Below are 21,934 nucleotides of genomic sequence, written 5' to 3' on the forward strand. Positions count from 1 at the left end.
AATTTGAATATTTTGCATGTTAATGTTTTGGTTTTATCTTCCTTATGAATATCGTCCTGCTTGACCCACGTCAAACCGAAACTGAACTTTGGTCCATTACCTCAACTCGGCAACTGGAACATTTACAGCAACATCTACAGATTCAGGTGGGAGATACGTTAAAAGTCGGAATTCGGGAAGGTCAGCGTTACCTGACAGAAATTGTCGAAATCTCTGAAAAAGCAGTGCGCTTGAAACCACTGCAAGAAGAAGCTGTTCCAGAAAAATTGCCAGTGACTTTAATTGTGGCTTTGCCACGTCCGAAAGTGCTGCGCCGTCTGATCATGGACAGTGTCACCTTGGGCGTTGAAAAAATCATTTTACTACATAGCTACCGTGTCGATAAAAGCTATTGGCAAACTCCATTTTTACAGCAGTTAAATCATTATATCGAATTGGGGCTAGAACAGGCAGGGGATACGGTTGCTCCAAAAATCGAGCTGTATAAACGTTTTAAACCCTTTGTTGAAGATATCTTGCCGGGTTTGATTAGTACAGATTGCCCGGCTTATGTGGCACATCCTTATGCAGAGCAAGCGATGCCGTTTGCGATTGAGCATCCCTGTACGATTGTTATTGGTCCGGAGGGTGGATTTATTCCTTATGAAGTCGATTTACTCATCAAAAACGGTTGCCAGGCTGTGAGTCTGGGCAACCGTATTATCCGCACAGAAACCGTGATTCCTTATGTTTTAGGTCGACTGTTTAGCGCGGGCTGAGGCATCATCATTGCCTTCACCACGATAGACTTTGACTTCCTGTACCGGATACGGAATCGAAATATTATGCTCGGCAAAAGCCTGAATCACCCGTTCCTGCACCGCACTGATTGAAGTTCCGGTGCCTGTTTCAGTGGTATCGACCCACCAGAAAGCTTTTAGGGTAATGGAAAAGTCAGCCAACGCGGTGACATTGACACTAAAGCCAGGCTGGCTCAGGATGGTGGGGTCTTTATCTAAAATAGCGGTAATCAGGTCTTTGGCTTTCTGGATATCATCCTCATAGCCGATCCCCACCACGAATTCGCAGCGGCGACGGGTATAGGCGGTATTGACTGTGACCGCACTGGTGTAGACGGTCGCGTTTGGAATGACGATACGGCGGCCATCGGGTGAACGTAAAAAGGTTGCACGAATCTGGATATCTTCAACGGTACCTTCCATGCCATTCACGATAATATCGTCGCCAATCTTGAACGGTTCACTGAGAAGAATCAGCACACCAGAGAGCAGGTTCTGGAAAATATCCTTAAAGGCAAAACCGATCGCGACCGAACCAATTCCGAGGGCACTCATCAGCTGACCCGGGGTAAAGCCAGGAACCGCAATCACCAGTCCAATCAGAATACCAAAGAAAATAATAAAGGTACTGCCGACACGGTTGAGGACCAATACCAGATTCTGGCGGGTATAAGAACGGTTTTCCAAAGTTTTACGTACGAAAAACTTGAAGACTTTGGAGAGTAACCAGAAAATCGTAATCACGATCAGTGCGATACAGAAATAAGGCACACGCTCCCAGAAGCCCTCCATGATTTTGTCAATGGTGCTGTAGGCATCATTATACTTGGCGGTATGTTCAATCACGGTCTTGGTCGTTTTTTCAGTTGCCTGATGTAACAACTCCGTGGTGCCCTCAGTTACCTGGCTTAAGGTATTGTTTTGCTCTGCCACAAAAATTCCACAATTCAAATTTTGCCTATTTTGCCTGATGTTCAGCAAAAAATTAATAAGGGCTCGAAGTCACCATTGGATAATTTTAAAAATAACGGCGCTGTTGTTAAAAGTATTTGGTGGTTTTTTGCATCATTTCCGTGGGGGTAGGGGTTTGTTCTTCACCGCTCATATAACTGAATAAAGCGATAGATCCCAACAAGCTAAGCAGGGTCAGGATAATCATCAGCCAGGCCAGAATTTTTTCCCAGAGCAAGGTCATCCGTGCCGGACCATATTGATTACTGCCTCGATCGCCCGAACCAAAAACGATATAAAGCCATACAAAAATGTTTACTACCGGCAGTAAAAATAATAGCGCCCACCAGCCACTGCGGTTCATATCATGCAAACGGCGAACGGTCACCACTAAAGCGAAATACACATAGGCCAGAACCATGACCAGTACACCGATACTGGCCAAGCCTTGCAGTGAAATCAGCCAGTTGGGATCTAGAGAATGGGTAGAAATATTCACAATATCAATACTGAGACCCAGTGCAATACTGCCAAATAAAAAAATGAAATACAGAAATGCCGACCAGGCAATAAAGCTCAAGCGTCCGAAGCGGCCTTTCATCGACAGGGGATGATCCGATGCAGGCAGCGCAGGCGGGCTAAAGTAGGGAGATTCAGGCGATTTCATAAAGCGTATCCTGCTAAATCAGATGAAATAACCACAAGCGGTCAATTTTATTTTTAAGGGCTGTGCTACAGATCATACACATTTGCGCAGAAGATTCTGTACTGTAAGTTGTGGTTTATTTTGATTGAATTTGTATAAATAATCTACGACGAAAGCATGATTGCCGGATTTGAAATAAGTAGGCCATACTGCCATTATGCATAAAAAACAATCAACAACGCCGCATTAACCTCTCGTGATGAGATAGAACAAAATCAAGGAAGTGACCTATGCAAGAGATCTATCCAGTACCCGAAGAATTTAAAAAAACAGCACGTACGCTCGAAGACCAGTACTTTGAACGTTATCAATATTCTATAGAACAGCCAGATAAATTTTGGGCAGAACAGGCGCAACGTCTGGACTGGATCAAGCCCTTCACCCAAGTCAAAAATACCAGCTTTAACAAAGACGATTTTAAAATCGAATGGTTTGCCGATGGTCAGCTCAATGTCAGTGCCAACTGTCTGGATCGGCACCTGAAAGAACATCCTTATAAACCGGCCATCATCTGGGAAGGGGATCATCCTTCGCGGCACAAGATTATTTCCTTTGCCGAGCTGCATGATGAAACCTGCCGTTTTGCCAATGTGCTGAAGAAAAATGGCATTCAGAAAGGCGACCGGGTCATGCTGTATATGCCGATGGTTTCTGAAGCTGCGATTGCCATGCTGGCCTGTGCCCGGATCGGGGCGGTGCATTGCGTGGTATTTGGTGGTTTCTCGCCAGATTCTTTGGCCAGCCGGATTGAAGACTGTCAGGCGAAAATGGTGATTACTGCGGATTCCGGCATGCGCGGCGGTAAGGCCATTCCACTGAAAGCCAATGTCGATGAAGCACTGAAACTGGCGGGTACAGACTCGATTCAAAATGTAATGGTGGTACACCGCACCGGTAACCCAATTGAAATGCAGGAAGGACGTGATCTGTGGTATCACACGGAAATTATGTCAGTGAATGACATCTGTCCACCCGAACCGATGAATGCCGAAGATCCGCTGTTTATCCTGTATACCTCAGGTTCCACCGGCAAGCCCAAGGGCGTGATGCATACCACTGGCGGTTATCTGACCTATGTGAATTGCACCTTCCGTGAAGCATTTGATATCAAGCAGGATGATGTATTCTGGTGTACCGCAGATGTGGGCTGGATCACCGGGCATTCCTATGTACTGTATGGGCCACTTTCGAATGGTACCACCACCGTGATGTTTGAAGGTGTGCCGCAATATCCAAGCTGGGCGCGTACTGGACATATTGTTGATAAGCATAACGTGACCATTCTCTATACTGCACCGACCGCGATCCGCGCCATGATGCGTGAGGGCGATGCTTTTGTACGGGAAAGTGACCGTAGCAGCCTGAGAATTTTAGGATCGGTCGGTGAGCCAATTAATCCGGAAGCCTGGAACTGGTACTACACCGTGGTCGGTGAAAGCCGCTGTCCCGTCATCGATACCTGGTGGCAAACCGAAACTGGTGGTTTTATGATTACGCCATTGCCGGGTGCGACTGATTTAAAACCAGGTTCTGCGACACGGCCTTTCTTCGGGGTACAACCGGCTATTGTCGATGCCGATGGCAAGGAACTGGAGGGTGAAGCTGAGGGAAATCTGGTGATTAAGGATTCCTGGCCGGGTCAGATGCGTACCATTTGGGGAGACCCGGAGCGTTTTATTGAAGCTTATTTCTCTACCTATCCCGGTACTTATTTTACCGGAGATGGGGCGCGTCGCGATAAAGATGGTTATTACTGGATTACCGGTCGTGTCGATGATGTCCTGAATGTATCCGGACACCGTTTAGGTACTGCAGAAATTGAAAGTGCACTGGTGGCGCATGAATCGGTGGCTGAGGCCGCTGTAGTGGGTATGCCGCATGACATTAAAGGTCAGGGCATTTGTGCCTTTGTGACTTTGCAGGCTGATGTTGCCAGTTCAGATCAATTACGTGGAGAACTGGTCAGCTGGGTACGCAAGATTCTTGGTCCAGTGGCTACACCAGACGCCTTGCACTGGGCACCGGCCTTGCCAAAAACCCGCTCCGGCAAAATCATGCGGCGGATCCTGCGAAAAATTGCAGCCGATGAGCTGGATAGTCTCGGAGATACTTCAACCCTGGCTGAACCGCAGGTGGTGGATCATTTGATCGCAGAGGTACAGCGTAATAAAGTTTAAATTCAAGCGGTTCCAATACCGGCATTCTGCCGGTATTTTTATATCAGTCATAAGCTCTGCATGCTTTCGGATACAGGTCAGTACCCTGATCTGCTAAGCTGTTTCCATGCTGAACATGAGTTAAAATAATGAATGCACAATCCCCATATTTAAATCAGTCTCCTGTCGATATTGCCCAGAAACTTGCTGAAATTTTTGCTTTGACTGCAGCAGAGCGGGATCGGCAAGGTGGGAATCCTAAAGCCGAACGTGACCTGATTCGCCAGAGTGGCTTGCTGGGCCTGTCCATTCCAAAACAGTATGGCGGTCAGGAGACAGATTGGCAGACCATTTTTAAAACTATTCAAATTGTAGCCCAAGTCGACAGTTCATTGGCGCATGTCTATGGCTTTCATCATTTGCTGATTGCGACCGTGCAATTATTTTCCCAATCGGAACAATATGGCCCGTGGTTTGAACAGACTGCCCAAAATAATCTATTCTGGGGTAATACTCTAAATCCGCTGGACCATCGCACCACAGTTACAAAAGTTTCAGAAAACGAATATATTTTCCATGGTGATAAAAGCTTCTGCTCAGGTTCGATTGATTCGGATATGTTGCTGTGTTCAGGTTATGACGAAGCAGGAAAATTACTGATAGGAGTGATTCCTACCTGGCGAGAGGGCGTGAGCTTTCTGGGCGACTGGAACAATATGGGCCAACGCCAGACCGACAGTGGTACCAGCCATTTTGAGCAGGTCAACATTCATGAAGATGAATTGCTGTTAAATCCCGGTCCACTGAGTACGCCATATTCCAGTCTACGGCCTTTGATTGCCCAGCTGATTTTTGTGCATCTGTTTTTGGGCGTGGCAGAAGGGGCATTTGACGTCGCCAAGCAGACCGTACAAACCCAAAAAGCCTGGTCCAAATCACTGGCAGACGATGCAGTGAATGATCCTTTTATCCAGAAGCATTTTGCCGAGTTTTATGTACAACTGGAAAGTGTACGCTTACTGGCAGATAAAGCGGTTCAGACTTTACAGGCAGCCTGGGAGCTTGGGAATGATTTAACAGCTGAGCAGCGCGGTGAAGTCTCAGTTGCCATTGCCACAGCCAAAATTGCCGCAACCAATACCTCTCTCTATATTACCCAGAATATTTTCCAGGTGATGGGTGCGCGGGCCACCACGGCCAAGCTCAATCTTGACCGTTTCTGGCGCAATGTCCGCACCCAGACCTTGCATGACCCGATCGATTATAAATATCAGGAAGTGGGGGAATGGGTGCTGACTGGAAAAGTGCCTGATCCGAGTTTTTATTCCTGATCTAAAAATAAAACAGCCTCTTTATCGGAGGCTGTTTTATTCGGGATGAAAAAGTTTGGTTTTAAATTTGCTTAAACGCTTCAATCGCTCTTACACGAGAGGCTTTTAAATCCACAATCGGTTTTGGATAATCCAGTGCAAGATCCGGATTTTTAGCATAGGGTTCATGAATAGATTTAGCATTCAGATGTGTCAGTTCTGGCACCCATTGACGGATGTAATCCCCATTCGGGTCAAACTTCTGTGACTGGCTGACCGGGTTAAAAATCCGGAAATAGGGTACGGCATCCATGCCGGTCGAAGCACACCATTGCCAACCGCCATTGTTCGCCGCCAGATCACCATCAATCAGATACTGCATAAACCAGCGTTCTCCCAAGCGCCAGTCTATCAGCAGGTTTTTACACAGGAACATTGCAGTAATCATGCGTACCCGGTTATGCATCCAGCCAATGGCTCGCATTTGCCGCATGCCAGCATCGACAATCGGAATCCCGGTTTGTCCTTGTTGCCAGGCAGCCAAATCATCTGGTGCATTGCGCCACTGGATTTTATCGGTATTTTCCTTAAAAGGCCGATGTCTGGATACACGGGGAAAATCAAACAGGGTATGCAGATAAAATTCGCGCCAGAGCAGTTCATCTAGCCAAGTCTGCTGACCGATATTATCAATCTGGAAATATCCGTCCTTAAACAGGGTCTGCATACATTGACGGATCGAGAGAATACCGATATTCAGATACGGTGACAGGCGGCTGGTACCATCGACTGCAGGTAGATCTCGCTCAGTTTTATAGTGAGCCATTTTCTCCCCGATAAAATCATCGAGCAGCTCAAAGGCAGCTTGATCCTGCGCAGGCCAGAACTGGGCAATATGATCGACCTTATAATCAACTGCAAATTTTCCCAGATCAAAGCTGGTCAACTGAGCGGGTAATTCAAGCGGATCTTGAAGCTGAATGGCAGGATAGCAGCCCGGTATATTCTGAATCAGTCGTTCATAGCACTTTTTCTTGAATGCGCTATAGATCTGATAGGGCTGATTGGACTGATTGCGGATACTGGTCAGTGGAAACAGGCTGCGATCATGATACAGCTCGACCCGGATCTGCTGCTGTTCCAGCACCTGCTGTACCTGTGCATCACGTTGCAGTTCATTCACGCCCACTTCAATATTGGCATGTAGCATATCAATCTGCAGTTTTTGGCACAGGCTTCGCATTTCAGCAGGCAGGTCTTGCCATAAGGGAACATTTAAAATGATTAATGGAATATTCAGCTGCGCTAACTGCTGCTTTAAGACGTCGAGGCGGCGCAGATAAAAATCGATTTTAATCCGGGCATCCTGATGCCGCTTCCATTGTTCAGGAGAGAGCACCACCAGTGCTATACAGCTGCCTTGCTGGGTGGCATGCCAGAGCGCAGCATGATCATGAATGCGGAGGTCTTGACGAAACCAGATCAGTTGCATTGTTAAAATTCTTGGAAAGTCGTTAGTGCAGAATTTTAAGGAATTGCTGGTCTTAAGCCTAGCCAGACAACAATTTTATCACATAAAAAAATCCCCCAAGCCGAGCCTTGAGGGGGGAGTGAATCTGCTGAGATTTATTGGAAGGATTATACGGGCTCAGCTTCTTCTTGCTGTACAGGCGTTGCCTGTTGTGCTTCAAGCTCACGGACCAAAGGCAGCACCTTCTGGCCAAAATATTCGACTTCTTCAATAAAGTGCAAAAAGCCTGACAGAATCAGATCTACGCCCACTTTTTTTAGTTCGATAATCCGTTCAGCAATCTGCTGCGGTGTTCCGATCAGATTGGTGCGGAAACCATCATTGTATTGCACCAGATCTTCAAAGGTGGATTTGGCCCAGTTGCCTTCACCTTCCTGACTTGCTGCGCCGGCTTCACGGGTCGCTTCACCAAAAGATTTCACTGCCTGCACATTGGCCTTGCTAATAATTTCCTGCAATACAGCCTGAGCTTCTTCTTCGCTATCCCGTGCAATCACAAAGGCATTTACGCCGATTTTCACCGAGTGATGATTTGCCTTGGCTTTTTCACGAATATCATCGATCTGTTTTTTCAGCTCTTCCGGGGTATTGCCATTGGTGAAGTACCAGTCAGATACGCGAGAAGCCATATCACGTGCTGCCCGGGAACTGCCGCCCTGAAAGATTTCAATATGCGGTTTTTGTAGCGGTTTTGGACTCAGGGTATAGTCTTTGAATTGATAATATTTACCTTCAAAATTAAAGTTATTCTGGCTCCAGACCCCTTTCAGGCTACGGATAAACTCTCCCGAACGGGCATAACGCTCGTCATGTTCCGGCCATTCTTCACCAATGGCATCAAACTCACCGCGGAACCAGCCACTGACCACATTGATCGCGATCCGGCCATTGCTCAGATGGTCAATCGTCGCCAGTTGTTTTGCAGCCAGTGCCGGCTTCCATGGACCCGGCAGAATCGCGGCAATGACTTTCAGGCGTTCAGTTTTGGCCAGAATGCCATGACTGAAGCTGACCGATTCATGCTGGTTTTCTGCGTTATAGCCGGCAGTAAAACGGATCTGGGTCAGGGCATAATCAAAGCCTGCCTGTTCAGCGGTTTGTGCCAGACGCACGTTATAGTCATAGCTCCAGTCGGTGCGCTGCTCGATATTACTAACCACCAGGCCACCACTGACATTCGGCACCCAATAGGCAAATACGATATTTTTATCATTCGACATATTCATCGCCCTCTGCAATGCTGTGTTCAAGCCACTTGAGTCTTTGGTGCTTTCTTGCTGTGCAAGCGCGATTCTGCGGCATCCAGGCTCGGCACGGCTGCTGAAGGCAGCACTTCTTCCTGTTCGATCTGCTTGTTAATGCCCAGATTTTGACTCGCTTGAATGGTTTTTTCTTTGATGACTTCAGCACGTTGTCCCTTGGCTGGTGCCCATTCAAGAATCGGCAATGCACGCGCCACAGCCAGGGTAATCCGGTCGCGGAGCAATTCACTGTGAATGGTATATTCAGGGGTGAAATCGCGGTCGGTGGCATAGACCCCAATCGGTAAAGTCTGTGCCTGAAAGAAGCTGAATAAAGGACGCAGTTGATGTTCAAGCACTAGCGCATGACGGTCACTGCCACCAGAAGCTGCCAGTAATACCGGAACATCGACCAGCGCCGTTTGCTCAACAAAGTCAAAGAAATGCTTGAACAGGCCGGTAAATGAAGCGCGGTACACAGGAGTGCCAACAATCAGCGCATCTGCGGCTTCTACTGCTGCCAGATCATTCTGAACGCGTTGCGGCAACTGATTGCGATAAATCGCGCCGCCCAAGAGCGAACCAATTTCACTAAATTTAATGAAATGCACATTGATTGGTGTCGCTTCCCCAAGCTCATCCAGAATGGCCTGAACCAAGGCTTCGGTTTTTGAGGGGTGATTTAAACCGCCAGATACGGCAACAATATTTAAGGGTTTTTGCGCATTAAAATTAGACATATTTAGAACCTGAAAATAGGGTTAATCTCGGAATGACCCTATTAATCCCGATTCAGCGAAGGGCTGTAAAATAACGAAAAGCTGAAAAGTTATCTGATTTTGCGATATACGACAAAGGCCTGATTTTTAAGGAAGTTTTTGTGGGTAAGTGAATGATATTTATATTTATATTGAATAAAGATAAGCTTTTTCAGTGAGGAATAAGTGATATATAAAAAAGTGATGAGAATTAAACAATTATTGCAATAGTGCAAAAATGGGCAATTTTGAAGAAAAACTGCATATTATTTTAAAAATTGTAGTGTCTTGCATATCCTTAACCGGGTTGTATGGTTAGAATAGGGACTACCGTGCCAAGATCTCTCTCACGTTGCCTATGAATATTTTAATCGTTGATGATCATCCACTATTTCGTCATGCCTTGATTCAAGCTGTACGTTATAGCCTGCCACAAGCCCAGATTCATGAAACTGCGGCAGTCAATGAATTTTATGAACGTCTAGAAAATGGCCCTGAGCCTGATCTTGTGCTGCTGGATTTAAACCTGCCGGGCGCTTCCGGCTTTTCTGCCCTGGTGCATGTCCGCGCACAGTATCCGTCTTTACCGATTATTGTTGTGTCTGCACATGAAGAAGTCAGCATCATCCAGCGTGCGATCGCGCATGGTGCGATGGGCTATAATCCTAAATCTGCTCACCCAAGCCATATCGGTGAAGCGATTCGTGAAGTGCTGGAAGGTGAAATCTGGTTACCGCCAAATCTGCCAGCCAATATGAATTTTGATCCGCGTGCTGCCGATGAAACGGCTTTGGCAGAACGGATCCAGTCTTTGACGCCGCAACAGTTCCGGGTATTGATGATGGTGGCTGAAGGTTTATTAAACAAGCAGATTGCTTATGAACTGGATGTATCAGAAGCGACGATTAAAGCGCATGTGACTGCAATCTTCCGTAAGCTTGGCGTACAAAACCGGACACAAGCGGTATTGGCCATTAATGCACTGAATATTGAAGACCGCAAAATGTAAATTCTGCATATACGAATTGAAAAAGACCTCCTTGGAGGTCTTTTTTATGGGCAAAATCTGCAAAATTGAGTGCAAAGGCCTGAATCAGCTAGGCGATATAATCCTGCTTGCGGGTGAAATCATCACAAAACAATGGATTTAAGGCACATTGCAATTCGTCAATCTGCTCTTCGGTGACATAACCTTTCGATTTCAGATATTCCGCCACGCGATCATCACGCAGACTCAGGAAAGTCGCATCATAAACACCGAGATCGACAAATAGTGCTGCAGTTTCCAGACTGTTAAAACGATCCAGATAAACTTCATTGTCATACATCAGGAAGACATGTTCGTCGCGCGTATTCGGATCGACATGTAAACGTTGTGCCAGTTCATGTGGGCAGGTTTTGATAAATAACAGATCAGACAGCTCATCAAACTGGCTGGTGTCCAGACAATCTTCTTCATTTTTGACTTTACCCAGCCAGGCCTTAAAGACCAGTACCGCGCCACCACGCAGCAACATGCTCCAGATCTGATGACGGGTCTTTGCCGGAAGATCCTCTGTTTCAGCTTCTAAAGACTGAATCAGCTTGTCTTCCTGTTCAGCAATCTTTTCAAATAGACCCAGACCTTGCGGCTTGTAGGCATAAGGTTCAAAGACATCAAAATGTAATTCATCAAAGACTTGCAGTGCCAGAGGGACTGCACTCTGATACAGCGTTTCCAGTGCCTGATACTGGGCATCATTCAGCTTGCTGTATTTAAAGATCTGTGCCCAGTCAATGCTTGGCAATAAGGCATTGGCGCCATATTGACGGTGAAACTGCTGGGTCTGATTCAGGCCATGGTTTTGATCTATGTTCATGTGAAGAACTCCGATATGCAGAAATAGATCAGCGACCAAAAAATTAAGGCTGCATGAGATGGGAACTGATCGTTTCTTATTCCTCTATTTTTAGAGCCAAGTACAAGGGATAAAAATACGACTAAAGTTATAGTAGTGGAAAATTACTCTTTAATTTTTATTAAAAACAATAAGATAATTAATTGTAACTAAGTGTACACATGTACATTAATACATTCGTCAGTTTTTGCCATAGTGAATTAAAAAATGAGCATTTTGGTCAATTTATTCAGCTGTATTTTCGGCATATTTGCTGCTTTTAGCACATTAGAATAAATTTTATGCAAGCTAGGTAAGTTTATGTGGCAGTTGAGTATAAAAAATGCCCATTTCAGGGTGTGAAATGGGCATTGATCAGATCGTTATCTACTTAGGAGTCGGAAATTTTCAGTCCAGATAACCATGAACGTAATGAGGCCGGTTTCAGCGGTTTTTTCAGCAGAACAATGTTTAGCTCTTTTAGACGTTGCGGCAATTCCGGATCGGAATCGGCGGTAATCAATGCGACCGGAATATCCTTCGAACGATGTTCCAGAATGAAATCCAGACCGATCTTGTCCTGATTCAGATGTTGATCCACCAGCCAGACCTGAATATTTTCCTGCTGAATCAGCATGGCTGCTTGTTCAGGTTCAGTGGCTTTAAACACCTGATAACCCCATTTGGTCAATAAGGTCGACATGCCTTCCAGAATGGTTTCATCATTATCCAGACATAGAATCTTAAAGGCTTTGCTCTTTAAAGGTACGGCCTGAACCGGTGCTGCGACCACTTTCGGTGCTTCGATCACAGGCACTTCAATCATAAAGCAGGAACCTTTACCCAGCGCAGAAGACACATGTACCGGATAGTCCAGCATGCTGGTCATGCGTTGTACGATCGCCAAACCTAGGCCCAGACCCTGTTCACCCCAAGGCGAGGTGTGGCCGCAACGTTCAAATTCCTGAAACAGTTTGATGCGCTGTTCTTCGGCAATGCCCGGGCCAGTATCCCAGACGCCAATACGGATATGATTCGGTCTGCTGCTCGAACGTAATACACCGACCACCACTTTACCTCTGGCAGTATAACGCAACGCATTGCTGACAAAGTTCTGGATAATGCGGCGAATCCATTGTGGATCGGTATCAATCCAGAACTGTGCATCATGCACACTGAACTTGATACCACGCTGTGCAGCGATGGATTTGAACTGGAGTTCCAGATCGCTGAGCAGGTCATGCAGCGGATAAGCCTGACGTTTCGGCTGAATGGTGCCGCCTTCCAGTCGGGCAATATCCAGCAGGGCAGACAACATGCTTTCTGCACCATGCAAAGCACGATCCAGTTGTTGTAAGGTCTTGCGGTCTTCATCATTCTGCACACTTTGTTCGAGTGCGGTACTGAACAGGCGCGCGGCATGCATTGGCTGCAACAGGTCATGACTGGCGGCTGCAATGAAGCGGCTTTTTGACATATTGGCCTTATCGGCCTGTTCACGCGCCAGTTGCTGCTCGGACAATGCATCGGCCAGCTGCTGGGTACGGTCCTGAACGCGGGCTTCAAGCACGGCTTCATTTTCACGGAAGGCAGTAATATCGGCGAAAGTGGTAACGAACCCGCCGCCTTCGATCGGATTGCCGCGCATCTGAATGACGCGGCCATCTTTACGAATCCGTTCAAATTCATGGGCACTGCCGACCTGCATCCAGTGAATCCGTTTCCGTACATGTTCTTCAACCGAGCCCGGGCCACATTCACCACGTTCAGCGTTATAACGGATCAGGTCTGCGATTGGACAACCGACATAGACAATATCGGTCGGATAATCGAACAGTTTCAGATATTGATTGTTCCAGGCTACCAGGCACATATTTTCATCAACTACGCTGACCCCTTGGGTCATGTGATCAATCATGGTCATGATCAGGTTCTGATTAAAGCGTTGCCATTGCGAGGCCTGATCGAGAATATTGGCGACCTGACCCAATGCCAAACCATTATTAACCATAGCTGTGGTCAACAGGGTACGTGCCGAGGCTGCCCCGATAGTCCCCGCCAGATACTGTTCGGTGAAACGCCACCACATGCCATTGGCACTGCTGTTTTCATTCAGCTCAACACTGTTTTGGGTGCAGAACTGCTGGAAAGCGCGTGTGGTTGGGCCTTCGCCGGTAATGCGTTTAGCCAGGGTAATCAGATCACCGACTTTTAAACGGGCGACATCCTGATGCGAATAGCTGACCTCGTTAGAAGGACTCTGCGAGGGTAGTGGCTTGGTTTCATAATAGAAGAAACTTTCGGCTTGAATCTGTTCGGCAATACTCGGACGGAAAATACGGGAAATCCAGATATACAGCAGGGTATTTAAGCCCAGTGCCCAAACTACGCCATGCGTCAGTGGATCAAAAGACTCAAAACCGATCAGGGCTTCCGGTCTTAACCAGTTCCAGCCAAAAGGCCCTTGATTCAGCAAGCTTTGGCTAAAGCTGCTATAGGCTTCTGGCAGGCTTCGCAAAATGGTTGGAAACAGCAGGGTATAAGCCCACAAGGCAAAACCGGTCAGGAGTCCAGCATAGACACCCTGTTTACTACCGCCACGCCAGTACAGGCCACCGATCAGGGCAGGGGCGAATTGTGCCACCGCACTAAATGCCAACAGACCAAAAACCGACAACTGGTCAATATCATTAAAGAAATTGAAGAACAGGAAGCCCATCAACATCACGCCCAGAATACAGACCCGGCGGGTAAATTTCAGCACCAGCGGCAAGCGTTTGTCAGGCCGGGAAATCAGCTTTAAGCGCCACAACGCCGGCATGATCAGGTCATTACTGAGCATGATTGACAGTGCCACGGAAGACACCAGCAGCATCCCGGTAGAGGCAGAGAAACCACCCAAGAAGGCTAATAAAGTGAGCCAGTCCTGATTATAGCTGAGTGGCAAAGAGAGTACCGCCACATCCGGAATGGCCAGGTATTGTGGTGCAGCATGTAGCGCCCAGCTGGCAATGGGAATAATCGCCAGGGTAGTCAGAATCAAATAGACCGCAAACCAGCGCCGCGCACCGCGGATATGTTTTTCATCGCGCAGCTCAACCACCGCTACATGGAACTGGCGCGGCAGGCAGATAATGGCCAGTGCCGCCAGCAAGGTCTGAATCCAGAAACTTTGTGGTACGCCAAACAGTTGCACATCATGAAAAGTGGTACTGATATCGCTACTGATCTGTGCCAGATTTTCTGGTGCTTCAAACATAAAGAAACAGGCAACTGCCAACAGGGCAAAAAGTTTAACAAAAGACTCAAATGCCACGGCCAGCATCAACCCGCCATGCTGTTCAGTATTGGCAATCTGCCGGGTACCAAACATCATCGCCAGTATCGCCAGAACCCCAGTCAGAAACAGCACGCCATTGGTCGTGCCGGTTACACCTGCGGAAGGTTCCAGGATGACGGCGGCACTTAAGGCAATCGCACGTAACTGCAAGGCCAGATAAGGCACAATCGCTACCACCGCCAGAATGGTTACCAGCGAGGCGAGGGGACCACTTTTACCATAGCGTGCTGCGACAAAGTCAGCGATCGAAGAAATGGCATGATGCTGTCTCACCCGTCCCAGACGGCGCCAGATGTCATAGCCGACAGCAACAAAGAGTAGCGGACCCAGATAGATCGGCAGGAAAATAATCCCTTCACGTACCGCAGCACCCGTGGCGCCGTAAAAGGTCCAGGAGGAGCAGTACACTCCTAAAGTTAAACTAAACAATAGCATACGCCCACGGGTACTCAGCCGGCTGGCATGTTTTTCCCCGTAGAAAGCGCAGATAAAGAGTAATGCGATATAGAGGGCGAGTACCCCTATGATGAGCCAACTGTTCATATAGCCTGATGTGTACTGAGCATGCCGCTATGATAACGCATCGTGAACGCTACAGTTTAAATTGATCATTTTTTAACGACCAAAGTCTAAATTACAAGCACCTACGATTATTGTTAACTTGCAACAGTGATAATTCGAATTAAAAAATAGGCAGCCCAAGGTTGGGCTACAGGAGTAGTAATTATGGATGAGGTACAAGTAGATCGTATTCTACAAAATCCAAAATTCAAGGAAATGGTCCGCAAGAAAAGTATGCTCAGCTGGACGTTGACCGGCATTATGCTATTTGTCTATGTGGGTTTCATGTTGCTGGTTGGTTACAACAAAGAATTTCTATTGTCTTCAATTTCAGGTGGTGTGACTACGTGGGGTATTCCACTCGGTCTGGGTATCATTGTCCTGTCGTTTATCTTGTGTGGTGTGTATTCCTACATTGCCAATAACAAACTTGATCAATTGACTGAAGAAGCAATCCGTGAAGTCGAAGCGATTGCTCATGAAAAAGGACACCACTAAGATGAAATGGAATTCTCTTATTGCTCTTGCTGCAACTGCAATGGCCTCAGGTATGGCTTTCGCTGGTCCTGATCTGGGTGCAGCAGAACAGCAGGCGACCAACTGGCACGCGATTATCATGTTTGTGATTTTCGTCGGTGCAACACTGTTCATTACCAAATGGGCAGCGAAACAAACCACCAGCACCACAGATTTCTATACGGCCGGTGGCGGTATTTCTGGTTTCCAGAATGGCCTGGCGATTGCCGGTGACTATATGTCAGCAGCATCATTCCTGGGTATTTCCGCGATGGTGTTCCTGTCAGGCTTTGATGGCTTGCTGTATTCACTGGGCTTTATGGTCGGTTGGCCGATCGTATTGTTCCTGGTGGCAGAACGTCTGCGTAACTTGGGTAAATACAACCTGTCAGACGTAGTGTCTTTCCGTCTACAGGAAAAACCGGTACGTACCTTAGCTGCTTTAAGTTCACTGGTTGTGGTCGCGTTCTATCTGATTGCACAGATGGTGGGTGCAGGTCAGCTGATCAAACTTCTATTCGGTCTGAACTATAACATTGCAGTCGTGATCGTTGGCTTGTTGATGATGGCCTACGTGATGTTCGGCGGTATGTTGGCAACCACTTGGGTACAGATCATCAAGGCGGTGATGTTGCTGTCTGGTGCAACCTTTATGGCATTCATGGTTATGAAAGGTGTGGGCTTCAGCTTTACCAACATGTTTGAACAGGCGATTGGTGTCTACTCAAAAGTACATGACTTGAGCCTGACAGATGCGACCAAAATCATGGGTCCGGGTAGTCTGGCATCTAATCCGATTGATGCGATTTCTTTAGGTCTGGCATTGATGTTTGGTACCGCAGGTCTGCCACATATCCTGATGCGTTTCTTCACGGTAAAAGATGCCAAAGAAGCGCGTAAATCAGTCGTAGTTGCTACAGGTTTTATTGGTTATTTCTACCTATTAACCTTCATCATTGGTTTTGGTGCGATTCTATATGTATCGAACAACCCGCAATTCCTTGATGTTGCGAAAATGGCTGTGACTGGCAAGCTGGAGCTGGTGGGTGGTAATAACATGGCGGCGGTGCACCTGTCTGATGCAGTGGGCGGCGACCTGTTCATGGGCTTCATTTCTGCAGTTGCATTTGCCACGATTCTTGCGGTCGTTGCTGGTTTGACCCTGTCAGGTGCTTCAGCAATTTCGCATGACTTGTATGCCAACGTTTTGAAGAAAGGCCAAACCACGCCTGAATCTGAACTACGTATGTCTAAAATCGCGACTTTAGGTCTTGCGATCTTCGCAATGATTCTCGGGATTCTGTTCGAGAAACAAAACGTAGCCTTCATGGTCGGCCTGGCATTCTCGGTTGCGGCATGTGCCAACTTCCCGGTACTGGTATTGTCTATGTTCTGGAAAGGCTTGACGACACGTGGTGCAGTTATTGGTGGTGTTGCCGGTCTGGTAACCGCAGTAACCTTGATTGTGCTGTCTAAAGCAGTATGGGTCGATACTTTGGGTATTTCTGATACGCCAGTGAACCCGTTCAATGGTCCTGCAATCTTCGCGATGCCATTGTCATTCTTGTGCTGCTGGTTGTTCTCTGTGACGGATAATTCGGCACAGGCTCAGGCAGAACGCAAAGCCTTTGATGCCCAGTTTGTACGTTCACAAACCGGTATTGGTATCTCAGGCGCATCGGATCACTAAGATCTGCGCTACGCTAAGAAAGCCCCGTCAGGGGCTTTTTTTATGGAGATATAATCAAGCTTTCTCTTTAGCATAAGCGCCGTATTGAATTGAGATGGCTGCATTTGTGCAGCGTTATTTCAGTAATTTTCATACAAATCGCATATCTGCAAGCGGATTTAAGCATGCTATGTTAAAAGCTGCTAACAATAACAATGTGTTCCCTACATGACGATAGTAACAAGAAGAGCAACAAGAAGGGCATTATGAAGCAATCTCTGCAACAGTTCTGGAACAGCTTTACCCATTTGCCTTCGGCATGGCTGTTGTGCCTGCAATTGCTGATCCTGATCTTGTCGGTATTGAGTTATGAAAGCGTGTCTTATCGGGCGGGAACCTGGGTGCTGGGTGTTCTGGTTTTGCTGGTGATTGCCAGAGTCATTCGCCAGACTCCAATGTTTACCATTTTAGGACTTAGCTTTGTCGCCGGTGCGATTTTCTTTTCCTCTCTGATTGTGCTGGGACTGCGTTATACCTGGATCCATGTCACCGCCAACCTGTTTGAAGCTGGTGCTTATTTCAGTGCAGCCTATGGCCTGCTGCGTTATATGTTTCATGACCGTTATCTGACCAAGGATGAACTGTTTGCCGCTGGGGCGGTATTTACCTTGCTGGCCTGGGGCTTTGCCTTTCTTTACAGTACTTGCCAGCTCTTGGTGCCATACAGCTTTTCAGATCCCGATCTGCAAGCCTATCAACCCTGGCTGGATCTGATTTTTCTTAGTTTCAGTGTGCAATCTGCAACAGGACTGTCTGATATCATGCCGGTCAGTCCGGTCGCACGGATGCTAGCCATTATCCAGATGTTTGTCGGGGTGATGTATCTGGCGCTGATTGTATCCCGCTTAATTGCCTTGCAATATATCGCACGTCTACCGCATAAAAAGAACGTGAAAAATAGAGAAAACCCGCCTGGGCAATGAGACTCATCCTTTTATTGTATTTGTTACAGTAACTTAACGGCTTTATTTTGTGTCACATCCTAAAATAGCAGGAGATCTAGCTCCCATAGACTGAATCTGTCTGATCATTTTGACCTTACCAATAATTATTTGACGCTGTTTGTCGATCCAATTTTTAAAAAATGGAGGATGTATGCCTTCCACAAAACCATCCTGTTTTGCCAATATCAATCCAAATGTTTTTATCAGTACTGTCGCCATTATTGCGATATTTTTAGCGTTGGTCGTATTTGCACCCGATGCTTTTTCAGTTTTTACCCAGCAACTGAACCAGTGGATTACCACGTCCTTTAGCTGGTTCTATGTATTGTCGGTGGCGATATTTATCATCCTTCTGGCTTATATTGCCCTGTCGGATATGGGCAAAATCAAACTGGGGCCCGAGCATAGTCAACCGAAATATAGCAGTGCCTCCTGGTTTGCGATGTTATTCACCGCAGGCATGGGGATTGGCCTGATGTTCTTTGGTGTGGCCGAACCGGTGATGCATTATGTTACGCCACCTGCCGGTGAACCGGAAACTGTACTGGCTGCACAACAATCTATGCGGGTCACCTTTTTCCACTGGGGCTTACATGCCTGGGCCATTTATACGCTGGTTGGCCTATCGCTAGCTTATTTTGCTTACCGGCATCAATTGCCTTTAAAAATTCGTTCGGCCTTATATCCGCTGATTGGTCAAAAGATCTATGGTCCGATTGGAGATGGCGTAGATACCTTTGCCACTATTGGTACGGTATTTGGTGTGGCCACCACACTGGGTTTTGGGGTCACACAGATCAATTCAGGCTTGAATTACCTGTTTGGTGTTGAACAGGCACCTAGCACTCAGGTGATTCTGATCATTGTCGTGAGTACCATGGCAGCGACTTCCGTATTTTTTGGATTAGATAAAGGAATTAAACGTTTATCTGAACTAAATTTGGTGCTTGCACTGCTGTTGCTGATCTTTGTCTTTGTGGCAGGTCCGAGTATTTATCTGTTACAGACGACTATTCAGAATGCCGGCCAGTATGTCTCTAATCTGTTTAGCATGACCTTTAATCTGTATGCCTATCAGCCAAGTGGCTGGATTGGCGGCTGGACCATCATGTACTGGGCCTGGTGGATTTCCTGGTCGCCATTTGTTGGGATGTTTATTGCCCGGGTCTCGGAAGGGCGCAGTATTCGTGAATTTATCGTGGGTGTATTGCTGATTCCGACTGGATTTACCCTGATCTGGATGGGCTTTATGGGCAATGCCGCACTGTACAGCATTATGCATGAAGCCAATACTGGCTTATTAGAGGCAGTTCAGCGTGATTCATCAGTGGCCCTATTTGAGTTTCTGAACAATCTGCCTTTCAGCTCAGTGACCAGCATCATTGCAACTTTACTGGTCATGCTGTTCTTTGTGACTTCTGCCGATTCAGGGGCATTGGTGACTGATTATCTGACAGCGAAAAGTGATAATTCACCGACTTGGCAGCGTCTGTTCTGGACCGTACTCATGGCTTTATTAGCCATCATCCTTTTGCTGGCCGGTGGCTTAGAGGCCTTGCAATCGGCCACGATTATGAGCGCTTTGCCATTTACATTTATTATGCTGCTGATGTGTTGGGGATTAATCAAAGCCCTACATCTGGATGTCACCAAAATGCATGCACTGCAAGCCGCACGGATTACCCCGCGTGCGATCCAGAATCCACGCAGCTGGCAACAGCGCTTAGGCCTGATCATGCATTATCCGCATACTCAGGAAGAGGTGCAGCAGTATATTCACAATACGGTGAATAACGCATTTCTCAGCTTTCAAAGTGAATTGAAACGGCGCCGATTACATGTAGCGATTAGCCCGCTAGAAGACGGTATACAGCTCCGTGTTGATCATCAGGATGAAATTAATTTTATCTATCAGGTCAATGCCACTCAGACTTTAAGTCCAAGCTTTATGGCTGAACTGGAGAATGCGGGAGTAGATTCCTATCAGGCAGAAGTCTTTTTAAGAGAAGGTGGGCAGGGTTATGATGTGATGGAATGGACGCAAGAAGATCTATTGCAGGATATCATTGATCAATATGAACGTCATTTGCACTTTTTAAGTCTGGTACGTACGCCTGAGTAAACAGAGTCATAAAACAATAAAAAAGGACGCAATATGCGTCCTTTTTTGATTCAGAATCTAATCAGAAATTAGAAACGGAATTTGGCATTTACGCCGATCGTTTGAGTATCACGAACTTGAGCAGTTTGCGCAAGATTTGCTTCGTAGTTAGCATTTACATAAGATGCGCCAACTGCAACAGCAGGAGTAATGAAGTAGTTTACGTTCGCGCCCCAAGCTTTGTCTGGAGAACCAGCAAAGCTAGATTCCATATAAGAAGCACCAACGCTTAACTGTGGGTTAAGGAAAAGAGTTGTACCTAAGTTGTAGGCAGTATCTTCACCATAAACTAAACCGCTTTCAAAACCAATTGACATGTTAGTACCGTCGATTGCACCAACGTATTTAGTACGTGCAGTGATCGCATCTGTCTTATCAGCAATTGTTGCAGATTCAAGAGCAGCTTTAGCAACGCCGTTAGACACAATATTGAATGCATCTAAAGAAGCTTGGTCAGCAACGCTGGTATAACCAACAGCAACTAAGAAGTTAGGAGCAACTAAAGCACCAAGTTCTAATGCATAACGGTCGCCTTGATCGTCAGTTGCGTTAGCAGTTTTGCTATCAGCAATGGTATGGCTATAAGAAGCGCTTGCATAAACAGGCACAACTGAAGTTGGAACGTAAGCTTCACCTTTTACGCCGTAAGTATGATTTACAGTACGTGAACGTCCAGCTTCTTCTTGACCGTTTTCGCCATAGCTATACGCTAGAGCAACATTAGAAGCTTGGTTCAGGAAAGCAGCTTCAGCTAAAGGACCTTTAGAAGCGTCTACATCTTTGAAGTAGTAAGTACCTTGAACAGCGCCAGTGAAGTCTTTGTCATTTGCAGTGTTGTCGATGTACTCTGACTGACCTTGAACTTCGAATTGATATGCTTGAGCACCGGTCATCGCTAATAATACAGCAGTGGCTAAACCTAGTTTTTTCATGATATTTACCATTTTGTTACAAAAGATGTACAACATAAAACGTATTGTATTGTAACAATTTATTAAGTCAATCCAATTCGAAATCGCTATTTTTTTAAGCTAAATCATTGTATTAATTTTGTGTAAAATTCAAGTATTAGGCTCCGAAGCTATTTTATATAAAAACTCTTGTATAACAAAAATCTAGACTTTAAATATAGAATCGGGACTAAAGATTAAGGAGAAATTATGTTGTTATTTTAATCAATTAATACGATTAATTATAATATATTTATCTATTAAAACAATTAATAATAGGTGAGTTAATTCATAAATGTGTCAAGAAGTGCAAAATGTCTGGCGCATCAGGTCTTTGATTGGATTGCTTGATCTTAGAGCATCATCAGCTTGGGCTTTAGAGTGGATGTCTGTTTTTTGAGCTAAATGGGCATGATTTATAATC

General features: G+C 46.3%; 16 protein-coding genes. 8 read left to right on the plus strand and 8 right to left on the minus strand.

The window, feature by feature from the left end; translation table 11 throughout:
* Window positions 1-44 precede the first annotated feature (44 nt).
* Complete coding sequence (locus F995_RS12830; protein ID WP_004647257.1) at window positions 45-758, plus strand: 16S rRNA (uracil(1498)-N(3))-methyltransferase; 714 nt, start codon at window positions 45-47, stop codon at window positions 756-758.
* Here F995_RS12830 and F995_RS12835 read toward each other — a convergent pair.
* Together F995_RS12835 and F995_RS12840 are read right to left on the minus strand one after the other, a co-directional pair.
* Window positions 732-1,712, minus strand: a complete 981-nt coding sequence (locus F995_RS12835; RefSeq protein ID WP_004647258.1) for a mechanosensitive ion channel family protein — start codon at window positions 1,710-1,712, stop codon at window positions 732-734. The genes F995_RS12830 and F995_RS12835 overlap by 27 nt on opposite strands.
* A 106-nt stretch (window positions 1,713-1,818) precedes the next feature.
* Entirely contained in the window at window positions 1,819-2,397 is a 579-nt protein-coding gene (locus F995_RS12840; protein WP_004647259.1) for a DUF805 domain-containing protein, read from the minus strand.
* Between the two features lie 269 nt (window positions 2,398-2,666).
* Here F995_RS12840 and acs point away from each other — a divergent pair, with 269 nt between their 5' ends.
* Window positions 2,667-4,613 (plus strand): acetate--CoA ligase, encoded by a 1,947-nt coding sequence (acs, locus tag F995_RS12845; RefSeq protein ID WP_004647260.1) that lies wholly within the window; start codon window positions 2,667-2,669, stop codon window positions 4,611-4,613.
* A gap of 128 nt (window positions 4,614-4,741) precedes the next feature.
* Window positions 4,742-5,923 carry an acyl-CoA dehydrogenase family protein gene (locus F995_RS12850; RefSeq protein ID WP_004647261.1) on the plus strand — a complete coding sequence of 394 codons (1,182 nt, stop codon included), beginning with the start codon at window positions 4,742-4,744 and terminating at the stop codon, window positions 5,921-5,923.
* Window positions 5,924-5,984: 61 nt separating this feature from the next.
* Here the strand turns inward: F995_RS12850 and phrB are convergent, their stop codons facing one another.
* The 3 genes from phrB to msuE form a co-directional block, all read right to left on the minus strand.
* The gene (gene phrB, locus F995_RS12855) at window positions 5,985-7,394 is read right to left on the minus strand and encodes a deoxyribodipyrimidine photo-lyase (RefSeq protein ID WP_004647262.1); all 1,410 of its coding nucleotides are present in this window, start codon (window positions 7,392-7,394) and stop codon (window positions 5,985-5,987) included.
* 146 nt (window positions 7,395-7,540) lie between these two features.
* On the minus strand, window positions 7,541-8,653 hold the full coding sequence (gene sfnG / locus F995_RS12860) for a dimethylsulfone monooxygenase SfnG (protein ID WP_004647263.1): 1,113 nt from the start codon (window positions 8,651-8,653) through the stop codon (window positions 7,541-7,543).
* 26 nt (window positions 8,654-8,679) lie between these two features.
* Complete coding sequence (msuE, locus tag F995_RS12865; protein ID WP_004647265.1) at window positions 8,680-9,414, minus strand: FMN reductase; 735 nt, start codon at window positions 9,412-9,414, stop codon at window positions 8,680-8,682.
* A 376-nt stretch (window positions 9,415-9,790) separates the two neighbouring features.
* Here msuE and F995_RS12870 point away from each other — a divergent pair, with 376 nt between their 5' ends.
* Window positions 9,791-10,441 (plus strand): response regulator, encoded by a 651-nt coding sequence (locus F995_RS12870; RefSeq protein ID WP_004647266.1) that lies wholly within the window; start codon window positions 9,791-9,793, stop codon window positions 10,439-10,441.
* A gap of 88 nt (window positions 10,442-10,529) precedes the next feature.
* Here F995_RS12870 and F995_RS12875 read toward each other — a convergent pair whose 3' ends face one another.
* Window positions 10,530-11,291: a hypothetical protein gene (locus F995_RS12875; RefSeq protein ID WP_004647267.1), complete on the minus strand. Its 762-nt coding sequence runs from the start codon at window positions 11,289-11,291 to the stop codon at window positions 10,530-10,532.
* Between the two features lie 409 nt (window positions 11,292-11,700).
* Window positions 11,701-15,192 (minus strand): hybrid sensor histidine kinase/response regulator, encoded by a 3,492-nt coding sequence (locus tag F995_RS12880; RefSeq protein ID WP_004647268.1) that lies wholly within the window; start codon window positions 15,190-15,192, stop codon window positions 11,701-11,703.
* Between the two features lie 183 nt (window positions 15,193-15,375).
* On the opposite strand from F995_RS12880, the gene F995_RS12885 reads away from it, so the two are divergent.
* From F995_RS12885 to F995_RS12900, 4 genes are all read left to right on the plus strand, one after another.
* Window positions 15,376-15,708 carry a DUF485 domain-containing protein gene (locus F995_RS12885; protein ID WP_004281374.1) on the plus strand — a complete coding sequence of 111 codons (333 nt, stop codon included), beginning with the start codon at window positions 15,376-15,378 and terminating at the stop codon, window positions 15,706-15,708.
* Window position 15,709: 1 nt separating this feature from the next.
* Window positions 15,710-17,416: a cation acetate symporter gene (locus F995_RS12890; protein WP_004647269.1), complete on the plus strand. Its 1,707-nt coding sequence runs from the start codon at window positions 15,710-15,712 to the stop codon at window positions 17,414-17,416.
* Window positions 17,417-17,661: 245 nt separating this feature from the next.
* The gene (locus F995_RS12895; RefSeq protein WP_004647270.1) at window positions 17,662-18,378 is read left to right on the plus strand and encodes an ion channel; all 717 of its coding nucleotides are present in this window, start codon (window positions 17,662-17,664) and stop codon (window positions 18,376-18,378) included.
* 172 nt (window positions 18,379-18,550) lie between these two features.
* Window positions 18,551-20,521, plus strand: a complete 1,971-nt coding sequence (locus F995_RS12900) for a BCCT family transporter (RefSeq protein WP_004647271.1) — start codon at window positions 18,551-18,553, stop codon at window positions 20,519-20,521.
* A 68-nt stretch (window positions 20,522-20,589) separates the two neighbouring features.
* Here the strand turns inward: F995_RS12900 and omp33-36 are convergent, their stop codons facing one another.
* Window positions 20,590-21,504 (minus strand): porin Omp33-36, encoded by a 915-nt coding sequence (gene omp33-36 / locus F995_RS12905; protein ID WP_257220113.1) that lies wholly within the window; start codon window positions 21,502-21,504, stop codon window positions 20,590-20,592.
* Between the last annotated feature and the right edge of the window lie 430 nt (window positions 21,505-21,934).

It is taken from the genome of Acinetobacter sp. CIP A162 (genome assembly GCF_000367905.1).
In the GTDB taxonomy this organism is placed as follows: domain Bacteria; phylum Pseudomonadota; class Gammaproteobacteria; order Pseudomonadales; family Moraxellaceae; genus Acinetobacter; species Acinetobacter lwoffii.